General features: G+C 63.7%; 14 protein-coding genes. 4 read left to right on the top strand and 10 right to left on the bottom strand.

All coding sequences use genetic code 11. The annotated features are described in order from the left end of the window. Nucleotides 1–93 precede the first annotated feature (93 nt). Genes C4K39_RS02740 through asd form a run of 3 tightly spaced genes read left to right on the top strand, consistent with a single transcriptional unit; the run spans nucleotide 94 to nucleotide 3,370 of the window. On the top strand, nucleotides 94–1,632 hold the full coding sequence (locus C4K39_RS02740) for an HDOD domain-containing protein (protein WP_124345611.1): 1,539 nt from the start codon (nucleotides 94–96) through the stop codon (nucleotides 1,630–1,632). Nucleotides 1,633–1,675: 43 nt separating this feature from the next. Beyond that, on the top strand, nucleotides 1,676–2,491 hold the full coding sequence (gene rhdA / locus C4K39_RS02735) for a thiosulfate sulfurtransferase (protein WP_068576459.1): 816 nt from the start codon (nucleotides 1,676–1,678) through the stop codon (nucleotides 2,489–2,491). Nucleotides 2,492–2,509: 18 nt separating this feature from the next. Beyond that, a complete protein-coding gene (gene asd, locus C4K39_RS02730) occupies nucleotides 2,510–3,370 on the top strand; it encodes an archaetidylserine decarboxylase (protein WP_068576461.1) in 861 nt (286 codons plus the stop codon). Between the two features lie 73 nt (nucleotides 3,371–3,443). On the opposite strand, the gene serB is transcribed toward asd, so the two are convergent. Continuing rightward, a complete protein-coding gene (serB, locus tag C4K39_RS02725) occupies nucleotides 3,444–4,658 on the bottom strand; it encodes a phosphoserine phosphatase SerB (RefSeq protein ID WP_068576462.1) in 1,215 nt (404 codons plus the stop codon). Nucleotides 4,659–4,792: 134 nt separating this feature from the next. Here serB and C4K39_RS02720 point away from each other — a divergent pair, with 134 nt between their 5' ends. Beyond that, nucleotides 4,793–6,322 (top strand): AhpA/YtjB family protein, encoded by a 1,530-nt coding sequence (locus tag C4K39_RS02720; RefSeq protein ID WP_068576464.1) that lies wholly within the window; start codon nucleotides 4,793–4,795, stop codon nucleotides 6,320–6,322. 283 nt (nucleotides 6,323–6,605) lie between these two features. On the opposite strand, the gene C4K39_RS02715 is transcribed toward C4K39_RS02720, so the two are convergent. From C4K39_RS02715 to C4K39_RS02675, 9 genes are all read right to left on the bottom strand, one after another. Then, entirely contained in the window at nucleotides 6,606–7,316 is a 711-nt protein-coding gene (locus C4K39_RS02715; protein ID WP_068576466.1) for a PqiC family protein, read from the bottom strand. Between the two features lie 167 nt (nucleotides 7,317–7,483). After that, the gene (gene parC, locus C4K39_RS02710; protein WP_124345610.1) at nucleotides 7,484–9,742 is read right to left on the bottom strand and encodes a DNA topoisomerase IV subunit A; all 2,259 of its coding nucleotides are present in this window, start codon (nucleotides 9,740–9,742) and stop codon (nucleotides 7,484–7,486) included. Between the two features lie 7 nt (nucleotides 9,743–9,749). Then, a complete protein-coding gene (locus tag C4K39_RS02705; protein ID WP_022641349.1) occupies nucleotides 9,750–10,271 on the bottom strand; it encodes a retropepsin-like aspartic protease family protein in 522 nt (173 codons plus the stop codon). Beyond that, the gene (locus C4K39_RS02700) at nucleotides 10,268–11,251 is read right to left on the bottom strand and encodes an esterase-like activity of phytase family protein (RefSeq protein WP_124345609.1); all 984 of its coding nucleotides are present in this window, start codon (nucleotides 11,249–11,251) and stop codon (nucleotides 10,268–10,270) included. The genes C4K39_RS02705 and C4K39_RS02700 overlap by 4 nt, the downstream gene beginning before the upstream one ends. After that, nucleotides 11,251–13,155 carry a DNA topoisomerase IV subunit B gene (gene parE / locus C4K39_RS02695; RefSeq protein WP_124345608.1) on the bottom strand — a complete coding sequence of 635 codons (1,905 nt, stop codon included), beginning with the start codon at nucleotides 13,153–13,155 and terminating at the stop codon, nucleotides 11,251–11,253. The genes C4K39_RS02700 and parE overlap by 1 nt, the downstream gene beginning before the upstream one ends. A gap of 43 nt (nucleotides 13,156–13,198) precedes the next feature. Continuing rightward, nucleotides 13,199–13,807, bottom strand: a complete 609-nt coding sequence (locus C4K39_RS02690) for a YqiA/YcfP family alpha/beta fold hydrolase (RefSeq protein WP_068576474.1) — start codon at nucleotides 13,805–13,807, stop codon at nucleotides 13,199–13,201. A 65-nt stretch (nucleotides 13,808–13,872) separates the two neighbouring features. Beyond that, the gene (gene cpdA / locus C4K39_RS02685) at nucleotides 13,873–14,688 is read right to left on the bottom strand and encodes a 3',5'-cyclic-AMP phosphodiesterase (protein WP_124345607.1); all 816 of its coding nucleotides are present in this window, start codon (nucleotides 14,686–14,688) and stop codon (nucleotides 13,873–13,875) included. Between the two features lie 118 nt (nucleotides 14,689–14,806). Further along, nucleotides 14,807–15,259 (bottom strand): DUF1249 domain-containing protein, encoded by a 453-nt coding sequence (locus C4K39_RS02680; RefSeq protein WP_068576476.1) that lies wholly within the window; start codon nucleotides 15,257–15,259, stop codon nucleotides 14,807–14,809. After that, nucleotides 15,250–15,867 (bottom strand): NUDIX domain-containing protein, encoded by a 618-nt coding sequence (locus C4K39_RS02675; RefSeq protein WP_068576477.1) that lies wholly within the window; start codon nucleotides 15,865–15,867, stop codon nucleotides 15,250–15,252. Before C4K39_RS02675 ends, C4K39_RS02680 begins: the two co-directional genes overlap by 10 nt. Between the last annotated feature and the right edge of the window lie 10 nt (nucleotides 15,868–15,877).

The following is a 15,877-nucleotide window of genomic DNA, read 5'->3' as shown; positions in this document are numbered from 1 at the left end:
GGCAAAACTGCGCCAGACTATAGCCAGTTAAGGCGAAAAGCCAGTTTGGCCCACTCCGGGCGTGTTCCCAGCAGACAATGATTGCGCCCGACCATGTCCAATGAAACCAGCGTCCCACAGACCCCGCCCACCTCTCTCGACGCCTGGGTAAGACTGCTCAATGCCGTGCGCTTGCCAGTGCCACAAACCAGCCATGACCGGGTCTGCAAAGCCATTGCCAACAACCGCAGTTCGCTGCGAGAAATCGCCGACCTGATGCAGAATAGCCCGGCCTTGGCACTGTGCGTGATCCGCGAAGCCAACCGGCATTCCCAAGGCAGCATGAGCGAGCCGGCGGAGAGCCTCGAGATCGCGGTCAATCGCCTGGGGCTCAAGCGCACCCAGGAATTGCTGGAACAACTGCCGACCCTGCCCGAAGAACAGATCCCCCAGGCCCTGCGACAGCTGCAACTGATCAGCCAGCACGCCACCCAGCAAGCCAACGGTTTTTTTGCCGGGCGCCTGGCCCGCCTGTGGCAGGACATCCACTGGGGCAGCCTGCTGTTTCTCTCGCCGCTATGGGCCATGGCCATGACCTACCCCAAGCTCATGGACGAATGGGAGCTGCGGGTCATCTATAAGCATGAGCCTGCACGCAAGGTCGAAATGCAATTGTTCGGCGTACGCCTCATGGAACTGTGCCAGGCCCTGGTACAGGCATGGCATCTGCCGATCTGGGTGCAACAGGGCTATCGGCTACTGACCCAGGAACAACACTTGCTGGCCAAGGTCATGCTGATCGCGCGCGATGGCGACAACCCATTGCGCCAACAGCAACGCCTGGATGCCGATCCGGAACTGCGCCGCTGGCTGAACCAGCCGGCCAATTGCGTATTGTTGGCCAACGGCATGGCCCTGGCAGCGCAGTACTCCTGGAACAATCCCCACGGCCAACGCTGGCAGAACCTCACCGCCCTGTATCTGCAGATCCCGGTCGCCGAGGTCCAGCAGCAGTTGCACCAACAAGCCGCCAACAGTGCCCGCAACGACAGCCAGCCCGATCTCTGGCATCCGGCCCAGGCCCTGATCTGGCCCTGGAATGTACGGCGCCTGCACAACGGCGAACTGCCGGCACCGCCGCCCACCGCCCTGGAGTTGACCCAGTGGCGCAAACTCTGTGGCGAGCTGTTGCTGGAGCCAAGCCCCTTCACCAACGCCGTGCATCTGACCGGTTTTGCCCGGGATGCCCTGGCAGCCTGCGGCATGCAGCGGATCATGTTGCTGATGGTGGACCGCAGTCACAGCCAGTTACGGGTACAACAGCTGTACGGCCTGCCCAAGGAAGCCGCAGGCCTGAGTTTCCTGGCCAAGCAGAGCCCCCTGCTGCAGCGCCTGCTGGAGAAGTCCGCACAGATCCGCCTGACGCCGGACAACTGCCGACAGTTCGCCGCGCACTTGCCCGGCGCCCTGCGCCAGTTGTTTCGTGGCGAGCACTTGCTGATCCGCTCACTGTCCTGCAATGACCGAGTACAACTGCTGGCGATCGCCGACCAGGGCGGCGTGCCGTTCTCGCAAACCAGTGTCCAGGCCTTCGGCAAGACCGCCCAGTGCATCGAAAAAGCCTTGCACAGCTTTACCAACCGCAGCCAGTGACGCTTGCGCTACAATTCCATCCTTTGTGCCCTGGGGACCTGACATGTCTGATTTTTCCGGCTTGCCGCTGGTCATCGAGCCTAGCGAGCTGCTCGCCCGCCTCGACGCCCGCCACCTGATCCTGGTCGACCTGACCAGCGCTGCCCGCTACAGCACCGGGCATATTCCCGGAGCACGCTTCGTCGACCCCAAGCGCACCCAGCTCGGCCAGGCGCCGGCCCCAGGACTGCTGCCACCCAAGGCGGCCCTGGAGACGCTGTTCGGTGAACTCGGGCACAACCCCGAGGCGGTCTACGTGGTGTATGACGACGAAGGTGGCGGCTGGGCCGGACGTTTCATCTGGCTGCTGGATGTGATCGGGCACCAGCGCTATCACTACCTGGATGGCGGCCTGCCGGCCTGGCTGGCGGAAAACCTGCCGGTATCCGTCGAAGTCCCGGCTTCCAATGGTGCTGCGGTCCCCCTGACCCTGCATGACGAACCCACCGCCACCCGCGAATACCTGCAAAGCCGCCTCGGCGCCGCCGACCTGGCGATCTGGGACGCTCGCGGCCCACTGGAGTACTCGGGCGAGAAAGTCCTGGCCGCCAAGGGCGGGCATATTCCCGGCGCAGTGAATTTCGAGTGGACCGCCGGCATGGACCAGGCCCGCCACCTGCGCATCCGCCGCGACATGCCACAGATCCTCGAGGACCTGGGCATCAGCAAAGACAAAGAAGTCATCACCCACTGCCAGACCCATCACCGCTCCGGCTTCACCTACCTGGTGGCCAAGGCGCTGGGGTATCCACGGGTCAAGGGCTACGCCGGTTCGTGGGGCGAATGGGGCAATCATCCCGATACGCCCGTAGAGATTTAAGGTTTTTAAGGACACCCAATGAAAAAGCGTTTGTTCATCATCAGCCAGTACCTGCTGCCTCACCACCTGCTCTCGCGCCTGGCCGGCTGCGTCGCCGAGTGCCGCGTGCGCTGGTTCAAGAATGCCTTCACCAGCTGGTTCGCCAAGCAGTACCAAGTGGACATGTCCGAAGCCCAAGTGGAGGACGTGACCGCCTACGAGCATTTCAATGCCTTCTTCACCCGCGCCCTGAAGGATGGCGCCCGACCGCTGGACCCAACCCCAGGTGCAGTGCTCAGCCCCGCCGACGGCGCCGTCAGCCAGCTCGGTCCGATCGAGCATGGCCGGGTGTTCCAGGCCAAGGGCCACAGCTACAGCGTGCTGGAGCTGCTGGGCGGCGATCCGGCCCTGGCCGCGCCGTTCATGGGCGGCGACTTCGCCACCATCTACCTGTCCCCCAAGGACTACCACCGGGTGCACATGCCACTGGCCGGCACCCTGCGCGAGATGGTCTACGTCCCAGGACGGATCTTCTCGGTCAACCAGACCACCGCGGAAAACGTCCCCGAGCTGTTCGCCCGCAACGAGCGCGTGGTGTGCATCTTCGATACCGAGCGTGGCCCCATGGCCCTGGTGCTGGTAGGCGCGATGATCGTGGCCTCGATCGAAACCGTCTGGGCCGGCCTGGTAACCCCACCCAAGCGCGAGCTCAAGACCGTGCGCTACGACGAGGCCGCCCGCGCCCCGATCCACCTGGAGAAAGGCGCCGAGATGGGCCGCTTCAAGCTGGGCTCCACCGCCATCGTGCTGTTCGGCCCAGACCAGGTGCAGTGGGCCGAAGAGCTGGCGGCCGGTTCGCCGGTCCGCATGGGCCAGGGCCTGGGCGCGCCCAAGGCCTGATGCCTGAATAACACCGCAAACAAAAAACGCCGCTGATCAGCGGCGTTTTTCATGGGTGAAGACTCGTGCGCGGTCAGGCCTGCCCGTCGCGATCACGCAAGCCCAGCAGATACAGCACGCCATCCAGGCCCAGGGTCGAGATCGCCTGCTTGGCCGACTGCTTGACCAGCGGCTTGGCACGGAACGCCACACCCAGCCCGGCAATGCCCAGCATCGGCAGGTCGTTGGCGCCGTCGCCAACGGCGATGGTCTGCTCCAGGCGCAGGCCTTCCTTGTGCGCGAGCTCACGCAGCAGGTCCGCCTTGCGTTGCGCGTCGACGATTGGCTCTACGGCCACGCCGGTCACCTTGCCATCGACCACTTCCAGTTCGTTGGCGAACACGTAGTCGATGCCCAGCTTGGCCTGCAACTGCTTGGCGAAATAGGTGAAACCACCAGAGAGAATGGCCGTCTTGTAGCCCAGTCGCTTGAGCTCGGCGAACAGCGTTTCGGCGCCCTCGGTCAAGCGCAGGGATGCGCCGATGGAGTCCAGGACATTGATGTCCAGCCCCTTGAGCAAGGCCAGGCGTTCCTTGAAGCTGGCGCGAAAGTCTAGTTCACCGGCCATCGCCCGCTCGGTGATCTCTGCCACCCGATCACCGACACCGGCTGCCTTGGCCAGCTCGTCGATGACCTCGGCCTCGATCAGGGTCGAGTCCATGTCGAATACCGCCAGGCGCCGGTTACGACGGAACAGCGAGTCCTCCTGGAAGGCGATGTCGACGTTCAGTTCCTGGGCCACGCTGAGGAACTCGGCTCGCAGCGCCTGGGGGTCGGCCGCCTCGCCACGCACCGAAAACTCGATGCAGCCCTTGCCCTGATCGGCCGGCATGTCCAGCGGCATGCGCCCCGACAGGCGATCGATATGGTCGATGTTCAAGCCGTACTGGGCAGTGATCGAACTCACCCGCTGCAGTTGCTCGGCGGTCACCTTGCGAGTCAGCAGGGTGACGATATGGCGCTTTTTACCCTGCCCCGCCACCCACTGCTGGTAATCCGCCTCGGATACCGGGGTGAAGCGCACCTGCTGGTCGAGCTTGTAGGCGGTGAACAGGATGTCCTTGAGCACCGAGGAGCTCTGCTCGTTGTCCGGGATCTCGACCAGGATGCCAAACGACAAGGTGTCGTGGATCACGGCCTGGCCAATGTCGAGGATGTTCACACCACCCTGGGCCAGAACGCCGGTAATGGCCGCAGTCAGACCGGGACGATCTTCGCCGGTGATGTTTATCAGGACAATTTCGCGCAAGGCGCACCCCCGAGGTGGAAAAAAAAGCGCATTCTACCCACTTTCGCTGACCATCGGGCACAGCCAGCGCTTTGCCGGCCTAGGGCCTGTCGCTATACTGCGCGTCAACTTCACGGACAAAAGAGCCGAGCTCAGTGAACCGGCCCACGCCAGTTAAAAACGACAACTTCTTCCTGCTGATCTTCCGTGCACTGCGCCACCGCCGTGTGCCGATTGCATTGCGCATCGCCAGCCATAACGTGATCCTGGTCGCCCTGGCCCTGGTGATCTATGCCGGCGTGATGGGCTTGCAGTTCAAGCAAGCCATGCACGAACAGGCCGACGCCCTGGGCCAGAGCCTGACCACGCAGACCGCCACTTCAGCCACTGAACTGCTGGTGTCCAACGACATCCTCAGCCTCAACGTCTTGCTCAATAACCTGACCAAGAACCCGCTGGTGGCCCACGCGGCGATCTATAGCGTCGACAACCGCATCCTCGCCGAAGCCGGACAACGCCCGAAGAGCAACCTGCTGGGCGAAACCGAAGGCGTGTACCAGACCAAGATCACCTTCCAGGATGTGACTGCCGGCAACCTGCGGCTCAGCCTGGACATGGCCCAGTTCCAGCAGCCGATGACCATCAGCCTGCAAAGCATGGGCATTCTCAGTGCCATCCTGCTGGCCCTGGCCCTCGCCTTGAGCCTGCGCCTGGGCCGCCATATCTCCACCCCGCTGCTGCAACTGCGGGTGTGGCTGCGCGACCTGGACGAGCACACTCCGGCCATCCAGCGCCAGGATGAGATCGGCGACCTGGCGCGCCAGCTGCACGCACGCCTGGCTCCGGAAATCCCCGAGCCCGAGCCTCAAGCCCAGCCTGCCCAGCAGGATGAAGAAGACGAGTTGCCCGCATTCGAAGTACGTAACCTGCGTGATCCGAGCTTCGATGAAAGCGCGCCCGTAGCCGGTCTGAAGCCTGCGCCACGGCATGTGGTCAATGCCGAGGAAGACGAGCTGGATGAAGAAGAGGACCCGTTCGCCGACCTGCGCGATCAATCCTCGGCCCCCGCACCCGCAGTGAAACCGCAACCCCAGATTCCGGCCGAGCCCCAGCACAGCGCGGTGCTTGCCGTGCAGCTCGGGGCCCAGGAACAGTTGCGACGCCTGCCTCGTGCCCGCCTGACGGAATTGCTCGAACGCTATCGCGACTGCCTGGACCAGGCTGCATCGCTGTACCAGAGCGAACTGCATACCCTGAACGACGGCAGCACGCTGATGTTGTTCCACAGCGAAGACAGCGGCGACGACTACCTGACCAATGCCATCTGCTGCGGCGAGCTGCTGCGCGCCCTGGGCCATGCCCTGCAGATCGAAGTGGCAGACAGCGGCATCACCCTGCAACTGCAACTGGGGCTGACCCTGGGCGAGGGCCTGTTCGGCCTGAGCCAGATCGACTTGCTGCTGACCGAGCCAGCCCAGGATGCCCTGGCCCTGTCCCAGCACAGCCGCAACCTGCTGCTGGTGGAGCGCAAGGTCAACGATGATGCCCTACTGCGCCAGCGCGCACGTATCCGCCCGATAGCCAGCCCTGAAGGCGCCTGCTGCGTCGAACGCCTGATGGAGCCTTACCCTTCGATGCTGGAGCGACAACTGGCCCGGATGCACGAGACCCGCGCCAAGCTGTAAGGCCTGCTCCATTCAACAAAGCCCGCCCTGTGCGTGATGCCGATCAGCCAAGCGAGGCGGTCCCTGCAGGAGCAACCGGTCGACGCTCGGTTGCTCGCGATGGGCGTTAACGTTTGCACGTGCTGACTGGATACACGCAGCGCTCTGCAGTCCATCGCGGGCAAGCCTCGCCCCTACAGCTTCCTTAACTGATCGGCATTAGCCCTGCGCGGGCTTTCTTGTGCCTGCCCCCAGAAACGACAAGGCCCACCATGAGGCGGGCCTTGTCTTGCAGCGGTTTGGCTCAGAAGCGGAACACTTCCATATCCGTACGGATAGGCGTTGCCATTGGGATCTTCGGCCGCTTTTCCTGCTCGGCAGGCTTGGGGGCCGGTGCAGCGGGCGCCTTGCGCGGCACTTCCGCCACGGCCGGCTGGTTGGCCAGCGGCTTGAGGGCGCCGGACAACTGCTCGGCCAGGCGCTGCAACAGTACGCCCTGGGCCTGGACCTGGGATGCCGTGGTGCCTGCATGCTGCTCCTGCAGGTGGACGATGCGGTTGTCACGTACCTGGCCGCGGCGATCGATCAGGCGCCACTGGGCATCCAGCACCGCCGGCTGGGTCTTGCCGGAATCCAGGCGGGTGATCGACAGCAGTACCTGCACATCCGGAGTAAAGCCGTTGGTGGCCGGGGCCAACACCACTCGCTGGCTGTCCAGGTGGCCGGCGACCTGGCGCAGCAGCAACTGGTCGATATCCGAAGAGAGGCTGCCGGCCCAACGGCCGTCGGTGGCGGCCTGCAGGCTGCCATCATCCTGGCGCTGCAGCAGGGTTTCACGCTGCAGGTAATCGGCAATCAGGACCGGCCCCAGCAATACCGACATGCCGGTGCTGGCCGGCTGGGCTGGACTTCCGCTGTCCAGCTGATACAGCGACACCGGCTGGTGAACGCTGCAACCCGCCAGGCCGAGAACGCCCGCGAGCAGGAAAATAAAAGGAAGGCGCAGAACAGTCATCATCCCATCCAGGTGGCGGCCACCAGACCAACCACAGTGAAAATACTCAAAAAAACAGAATAACGCCGGACCAGGCCGGCGTTTGAAAGCGCATATCATCCGTGAATATGCGCCATGACTCCAGTGTTCCAACAACGATCAGCCAGTTAAATGGCTGATCGTGCCTCTCAACTGAGAGGCTCTACCAACAACGCGTCCACTCGCTGGAAACCCCGTGGCAACTTGTTGCCACGACGCCCGCGCTCACCCTTGTAGTGCTCAAGATCGTCGGCCTTGAGCGACAGCGTGCGCTTGCCCGCTTGCAGCACCAGGGTCGCGCCTTCCGGCAGCACCGCGATGTCGGTCACATACTCCTCGCGACTGGCGACTCGCTCACCGGGAATACCGATGATCTTGTTGCCCTTGCCCTTGCCCAGTTGCGGCAGGTCGCTGATCTTGAACACCAGCAGGCGACCTTCGGTGGTCACCGAGGCCAGCCAGTTCTGCTCGCGATCGGCCACCGGCCGCGGCGCCAGGACCTTGGCATTGTTCGGCAGGCTCAGCAGCGCCTTGCCCGCCTTGTTCTTGGCCTGGAGGTCCTCGCCCTTGACCACGAAGCCATAACCGGCATCGGAAGCGATCACATACAGCGCCTCATCGTCCGGCAGCAGCACGCACTCGAAAGTCGCGCCCGGCGGCGGCGTCAACCGGCCGGTCAGTGGCTCGCCCTGGCCACGGGCCGAAGGCAGGGTATGGGCCGCCACCGAATAACTGCGCCCGGTGGAATCGATGAACACCGCGAACTGGTTGGAGCGCCCGGCAGCAGCGGTCTTGTAGCCATCGCCGGCCTTGTAGGACAGGCCGGTGGCGTCAATATCATGCCCCTTGGCACAGCGTACCCAGCCTTTTTCCGATAGAACGATAGTCACCGGTTCGGTCGGCATCAGCTCGTTTTCCGACAAGGCCTTGGCTTCGGCCCGGGCAACGATCGGTGAACGACGGTCGTCGCCATAGGTCTCGGCATCCTGCAGCAACTCGGTGCGTACCAGCTTCTTCAGCTTGGCTTCGCTGTTGAGCAGTGCCAACAGCTTGGCTTGCTCCTTGAGCAACTCGTCCTGCTCGGAACGCAGCTTCATCTCTTCCAGGCGCGCCAGTTGCCGCAGGCGGGTATCGAGGATGTAGTCGGCCTGGATCTCGCTGAGGGAGAAGCGCTCGATCAGCTTGGCCCGCGGCTGGTCCTCGGTCCGAATGATATGGATCACTTCGTCCAGGTTGAGGTAGGCGATCAGCAAGCCGTCCAACAGGTGCAGGCGGCGCTCGACCTTGTCCAGGCGGAACTGCAGGCGACGACGTACCGTGGCGACCCGGAACTCCAGCCATTCCACCAGCAGAGCGCGCAGGTTCTTCAACTGCGGCTTGCCATCCAGGCCGATGATGTTGACGTTGACCCGGTAGGTGGATTCCAGTTCGGTGGTGGCGAACAGGTGCTGCATCAGCTCGTCCGGATCGACCCGGTTGGAGCGCGGAATGATCACGATGCGGCACGGGTTCTCGTGGTCCGACTCGTCTCGCAGGTCAGCCACCATCGGCAGTTTCTTGGCCTGCATCTGCGCGGCGATCTGCTCCAGCACCTTGGCCCCGGAGACCTGGTGCGGCAGCGCCGACACTACGATGTCGCCGTCCTCGACCCGGTACACGGCGCGCATGCGCACCGAGCCACGACCCGTTTCGTAGATCTTCAGCAGGTCGGCACGCGGGGTGATGATCTCCGCCTCGGTGGGATAGTCCGGCCCCTGGATGTGCTCGCACAGCTGCTCCACCGTGGCCTTGGGTTCGTCCAGCAGGCGTACGCAGGCCGACGCCACTTCCCGCAGGTTATGCGGCGGCACGTCGGTGGCCATGCCCACGGCGATACCGGTGGTGCCATTGAGCAGGATGTTCGGCAGGCGCGCCGGCAGTACCAGCGGCTCCTGGAGCGTGCCGTCGAAGTTCGGCCCCCAGTCCGCGGTACCCTGGCCCAGCTCGCTGAGCAGGACCTCGGAGTAGCGCGACAGGCGCGCCTCGGTGTAGCGCATGGCCGCGAAGGACTTGGGATCGTCCGGCGCACCCCAGTTGCCCTGGCCGTCCACCAGCGTGTAGCGGTAGCTGAACGGCTGGGCCATCAGCACCATGGCCTCATAGCAGGCGGAGTCGCCGTGCGGGTGGAACTTGCCGAGCACGTCACCCACGGTACGGGCGGACTTCTTGTGCTTGGAATCGGCATCCAGCCCCAGCTCACTCATGGCGTAGACGATACGCCGCTGTACCGGTTTCAGGCCGTCGCCGATATGCGGCAGCGCACGGTCCATGATCACGTACATGGAGTAGTTGAGGTAGGCATTTTCGGTGAAGTCAGCCAGTGACCGGCGTTCTACGCCATCCAGGCTGAGATCAAGGGAGTCGCTCATGCGGGCCTCATTGGTTCGTGGTCTGGCGCAGCAGCATGGTGCCGCCGCGCTGAGTAAATTCAAGTTTCTTCAAAGCGCTCATGCCCAGCAGGACCTGGTCCCCGTCGAGCCCTGGAGCCACCAGGGCCCGGACATCGTGCAGGGTGATATCCCCCAGCTGCAGGCGCTCGATACGGGTCCGGTAACCCTCGCTGCGACCGTTGGCAGTGCTCAGGGTCACCGGCAGTCCTCGTTCCAGGCCCAGGCGCTCGGCCAGCCCGGAAGGGATCGAGACTTCAGTGGCACCGGTATCGAGCATGAATTGCACAGGCTGGCCGTCGATATGGCCGCTGGCGACGAAATGCCCCTGGCCGTTGCCGACCAGCTTCACTTCGATGTAACCCTCATGTTGTTGCGAACTGACGACAGTGTTGGGGTTCTCCTGGCGCGCTTCCCAATCGGCGAAGAATCGCGTGGCCAGGAACAGCCCCGCCGCCCAGGCCAGGATCAGCAACACCCGGCCGGCACTGCGCCCCGGTTGCTGGCTCACGGCTTGGCACTCCAGCCGCCTTGCGGCGCGGCAAAGCGCCAGACGATCGGGCGGGACTCGCCATCGGCACGGGCGCCATTGTTGTTGTCCAGGCCGATCCAGGCCCCCTCGGCATCCACCACCAGGGCCTCGGCCAGGCCGTAGGGCTGAGGATAACGTCGCGACTCCACCAGAGCCTCGGCAGCAAAGGACCAGCACTGCTCGACCTTGGCGCTCTGCGCATCCCGACGGCAGATCTGGTAGGCGTTGCGCTCCAGGGTGAACAGCTTGCCATCGAACAGCGAGAGGTCGGCGAAGTCACGGGTCACGGCCTTGGCATGGGGCACCTGCTCAGGCTGCATTTGCGAGCCGGCTTCACTAAGCAGCACGCAACCGCCATCGCAATCCCAGGTAGTCTGGCCCCGCTTGATCAGCAACAGGCCACGCCGTTCGCGCTCGGCCGCCAGCCAGATACGATCCCCCGCGGGGCTCACCGCCAGGCCTTCGAACAAGGCGTTGAAGTGCAGCAGCATGCCACTGGCCCGGGCCTCGCGAACCATCAACGCAGAGATCTTCAACCAGTTGGGCGCGCCCTGGACCGGCACCTGCAGCACCGAGGCATGGGCCTCGCTGACCACATACTTATTACCCGCGCCATCGCAGGAAATGCCTTCGAAATCCAGGTCGCCACCACGAATGAACGATGCTGCCCAGGTGCGCGACTTCAGCCCCCAGGGCAGCCCGGTATCGGGCACCGGCGGCACCTCCAGCTTGACCGTCTCGGCCTGCCAGACGGTGTCGCGGGTATCGAGCCGATAGATCTGGTCGTCGTCGCGGTCCGAAACGGTCCACAGCTCCTGGCCGCACAGGGCGAGTCCAGACAGGTTGCCACCGCGCATGCCCTCCACGGGATGTTCGGACAGCAAGCTCAGCTCGGGGACCGGCGCGGCCATCACCGAGGTTGCCGATAGCGCCAGGGCCAGGGCAAAACCTCTGTGCATCAGGCCAGCACCTCGGCCAGGTTGCCCTTGGACTCCAGCCAGGACTTGCGGTCACTGGCGCGTTTCTTGGCCAGCAGCATGTCCATGATTTCCGCAGTGGCCTCGGCGTCGTCCAGGGTCAACTGCACCAGGCGCCGGGTGTTGGGATCCATGGTGGTCTCGCGCAGTTGCGGCGGGTTCATTTCACCCAGGCCCTTGAATCGGGTGACTTGCGGCTTGCCGCGTTTCTTCTCGGCCACCAGGCGATCGAGGATGCCGTCGCGCTCAGCGTCGTCCAGGGCGTAGTAGATCTCCTTGCCCAGGTCGATGCGGTACAGCGGCGGCATGGCCACATAGACGTGGCCGGCATCCACCAGCGGACGGAAATGCTGGACGAACAGGGCGCAGAGCAAGGTGGCGATGTGCAGGCCGTCGGAGTCGGCATCGGCGAGGATGCAGATCTTGCCGTAGCGCAGCTGGCTCATGTCCTCGGCGCCCGGATCGACACCAATGGCCACGGCGATGTTGTGCACTTCCTGGCTGGCCAGAACCTCGCTGCCGTCCACTTCCCAGGTGTTGAGGATCTTCCCGCGCAGCGGCAGGATCGCCTGGAACTCCTTGTCTCGTGCCTGCTTGGCCGAACCACCGGCGGAGTCACCTTCCACCAGGAACAGTTCGGAGCGCATCGGGTCCTGCCCGGCACAATCGGCCAGCTTGCCCGGCAATGCCGGGCCCTGGGTGATGCGCTTGCGCTCGACCTTCTTGCTGGCCTTCAGGCGCCGACCGGCGTTGCTGATGGCCAGTTCGGCCAATTGCATGCCCAGTTCGGGGTTGGCGTTGAGCCACAGGCTGAAGGCGTCCTTGACCACCCCGGAAACGAACGCCGCGGCCTCGCGGGACGACAGGCGTTCCTTGGTCTGGCCGGAGAACTGCGCGTCCTGCATCTTCATCGACAGGACGAAGGCGATCCGCTCCCAGACGTCTTCTGGCGCCAGCTTGAGGCCGCGGGGCAACAGGTTGCGGAACTCGCAGAACTCGCGCATGGCATCCAGCAAGCCCTGGCGCAAGCCGTTGACGTGGGTGCCGCCCTGGGCGGTGGGAATCAGGTTGACGTAGCTTTCCTGGACACTGTCGCCACCCTCGGGCAGCCACAGCAGGGCCCAGTCCACGGCCTCCTTATTGCCCGCCAGGCTGCCGCAGAACGGCTCGGCCGGCAGGCGCTCGAACTCACTGACGGCATCCACCAGGTAGGAGCGCAGGCCGTCTTCGTAATGCCACTCGACCTTCTCGCCGGTGCCCTTGTCCTCGAAGCTGACCAGCAGCCCCGGGCACAGTACAGCCTTGGCCTTGAGCACGTGCTTGAGGCGGCTGACAGAGAACTTCGGCGAGTCGAAATACTTAGGGGCCGGTGCAAAAAACACGGAGGTACCGGTGTTGCGCTTGCCGACACTGCCAACCACTTCCAGCTCGGAAGCCTTGTAGCCGTCGGCGAAAGTCATCTGGTACTCGCTGCCATCGCGCTTGACCCGCACCCGTACCTGGCTGGACAGGGCGTTGACCACGGAAATACCCACCCCGTGCAAACCGCCGGAGAACTGGTAGTTCTTGTTGGAAAACTTGCCGCCGGCATGGAGCTTGGTGAGGATCAGCTCGATGCCGGACACGCCCTCTTCCGGGTGGATGTCCACCGGCATGCCGCGACCGTCGTCGGACACCTCCAGGGAGTGGTCGGCGTGCAGGATGACCTGTATCGACTTGGCGTGGCCGGCCAAGGCTTCATCGACACTGTTGTCGATGACTTCCTGGGCCAGGTGGTTGGGCCGCGTGGTGTCGGTGTACATGCCCGGGCGTTTGCGCACCGGGTCGAGTCCCGAGAGGACTTCGATGGCGTCTGCGTTATAGGAGCTAGCGCTGGGAGTGGCCATGGGTTCTCGTCGTTAGTCGTTCAATGAAATATGGGGCTCAGCTTCACAGTGCGGTGAAGTCGATCGCCTGGTACAGATCGGCAGTAATGCCGGCAAAACTCAATATCGCCGGCAGTTGGCCGGTAAAACCTTGGAAACTATGATCGCCGCCCGCCTGGATACGCAAGGCGCAAGCGCGGTAATACGCCTGGGCATGACGATAGTCCAGCGTCTCATCCCCGGTCTGCAGCCATACCTGATAACGCTCGGGGTCCTTGGGCGGCGCGACCTCCAATGCTTCCAGGGCCGCCACGTGATCGAGGGTCAGCTCCCAGGCTTCATCGGTATACAGGTTCTTCTGCGGTCCCAGGTAACCGTCGAACAGGCGGTGCGGATTGACCGCTGGGTTGATCAGCAAGGCGTTCAGACCATAGCGCTCGGCAAGGTGTGTCGCATAGTAGCCGCCGAGCGAGCTGCCGACCAGCAATGGCCGACCGAGTTCGGTGATCGCCTGCTCCAGCTGGCCGATGGCCTGGCGAGGATGATGATGCAGGGCCGGTACACGCAATTGTCCGGCCAGGCCAAGTTGCTCCATCACACTGCGCAACTGGCTGGCCTTGGTGGAAGCAGGGGCACTGTTGAAACCGTGGATATAAAGGATCGAACCGGACATGCGGACTCCCTGTACCTAGACAAAAGCCGCAGTCTACAGGGATGGCGCCAGGTAACGAAGTCGCTTCAGTAACCGTTGCTGCCGTAGTCGATGGTGAAATCGTAGCCCTCGACCCGCTGCACGCCGGTTTCCAGCCGCCCGTCGGCCAGCAACCGCAACCAGCGGTAGCCCGGAGCCCGTTCGTCGACCTTGAAATCGTCGCTACGGGGCTCGAACTGGATACAGGTGGATGGCGAGGCCAACAGCCTCACATCGCCGCGCATCCGGTCGATCTCCTGGTGCACATGCCCCCACAACAGGGCTCGGACCTGCGGATGGCCTTCGATGACCTCGAACAGGGCCTGGGCGTTGCGCAGCCCGATGGGCTCCATCCAGGCACAATCGATGGATACCGGATGGTGATGCAGGCACACCAGGTGGTGGCGCTGCGGCGCCTCGCGCAATGAACGCTCCAGCAATTGCAACTGGTCGTCCTGCAAAAACCCGGGCACCGAACCGGGCACGGAGGAATCGAGCAGGGTAATGCGCCAGTTGCCGATATCCACCACCTGTTGCAGCAGCACGCTATCGCCGGTCGCCAGCTGCATGACATGCGGTTCATCGTGGTTGCCGGGCAACCATCGAGCCGGCGCCGGGAGCTGCGCGCTCAACTGGCGAAAGCGCTGGTACGACTCCAGGCTGCCATCCTGGGACAGATCGCCAGTGGCCAGCAGCAAATCGATCTGCGGCTGTTGTACCAGCACCAGGTCGATGACCCGCTGCAGGCTGTCTGCGGTGTTCATGCCCAACAGCACGCCGTCCGTCTCGGCAAACAGATGGCTGTCCGACAGTTGCACCAGCAATACCGAGTCGTCGGCGGGCGAAGCGGATACGCTTGGCAAGGCGTTCTCCCAGGGCAGGATCAAGGCAGGATGAATGGGGCAATTATGCTGGGGAAGTCGCCAGGGGGAAACTGCCGAAGCGGACCCAGTTCACATCTTGATCCTGTACCGGGGCGAGCTAGCGCACGACTTCGAACTCATGGCCGCAGGCCAGGCAGTGACTGAGCCACTCCCCCAGGAACACGTTCAGCTGGGCCTTTTCATCCGGCTGGTGCATGAAGGCATTGGGGTAGGGATAAATGCTGCGAAAACGCCGGGCATGCTCGGCACTGACCACCTCGGCCATGCGGGCGTCGTGATAGACCTGCACTTCCAGCTGCGGCACCGGCAACCAGGGCAGGCTGTGCTCCTGGCGAACCTGCAAAGTGGTGGTATAGGGACAGGCCAACACCACTTCCAGGGCCAATACACCAAGCATCTGGTCGCCCTGGGTCACCGCGATACGCCGGGCTTCGGGCTGGTTGCGCATGTCGGGCAACAAGCGCATCAGCCGGGCGTAGTTGGCCTCGCAGGAAGCTTGCAGCCCCGCGAGGTCCACCCGGTAGCGATCACGCGCCTTGTTTACGACCATAACCCCCTCACTTCCACACGATTGAGCGCCAGCCACTGCAGCGCAATGATGCTGGCCGCGTTGCAGATCCGCCCGTCACGCACGGCCTGCTGCGCATCCTCGTAGGCCATGACCACAACCCGGATGTCCTCGGCCTCTTCTTCCAGGCCGTACAGCCCGCCGGCGGCGCTGCTGTCGCAACGCCCCAGGAACAAATGGACGAACTCGGTACTGCCGCCCGGAGACGGAAAATACTGGGTCATGGGCCACAATGCCGAGATGTCCAGGCCGGCTTCCTCCTGGGCCTCGCGACGGGCAACTGCCTCGGGTTGCTCGTCCTTGTCGATCAATCCCGCCACCAGTTCCACCAGCCAGGGCGAGGCAGCCTTGCCCATGGCACCGACGCGGAACTGTTCGATCAACACCACTTCATCGCGTTGCGGGTCGTACGGCAGTACGCAGACCGCATCGTGACGGATGAAGACCTCACGGTTGATTTCCTGCCCCATGCCACCGGCGAACAGCTCATGGCGCAGTTGCAAACGGTCGAGCCGATAGAAGCCCTGATGGCAGTTTTCACGCCCGATGATCTGGACGGCACTAGGCGTGGAGTTGGCAAAGTCAGTCATAACAATCCTC

Origin of the sequence: Pseudomonas sessilinigenes (assembly GCF_003850565.1) — a bacterium.
Lineage (GTDB): Bacteria > Pseudomonadota > Gammaproteobacteria > Pseudomonadales > Pseudomonadaceae > Aquipseudomonas > Aquipseudomonas sessilinigenes.
This window is presented reverse-complemented; position numbering and strand designations above follow the sequence as displayed.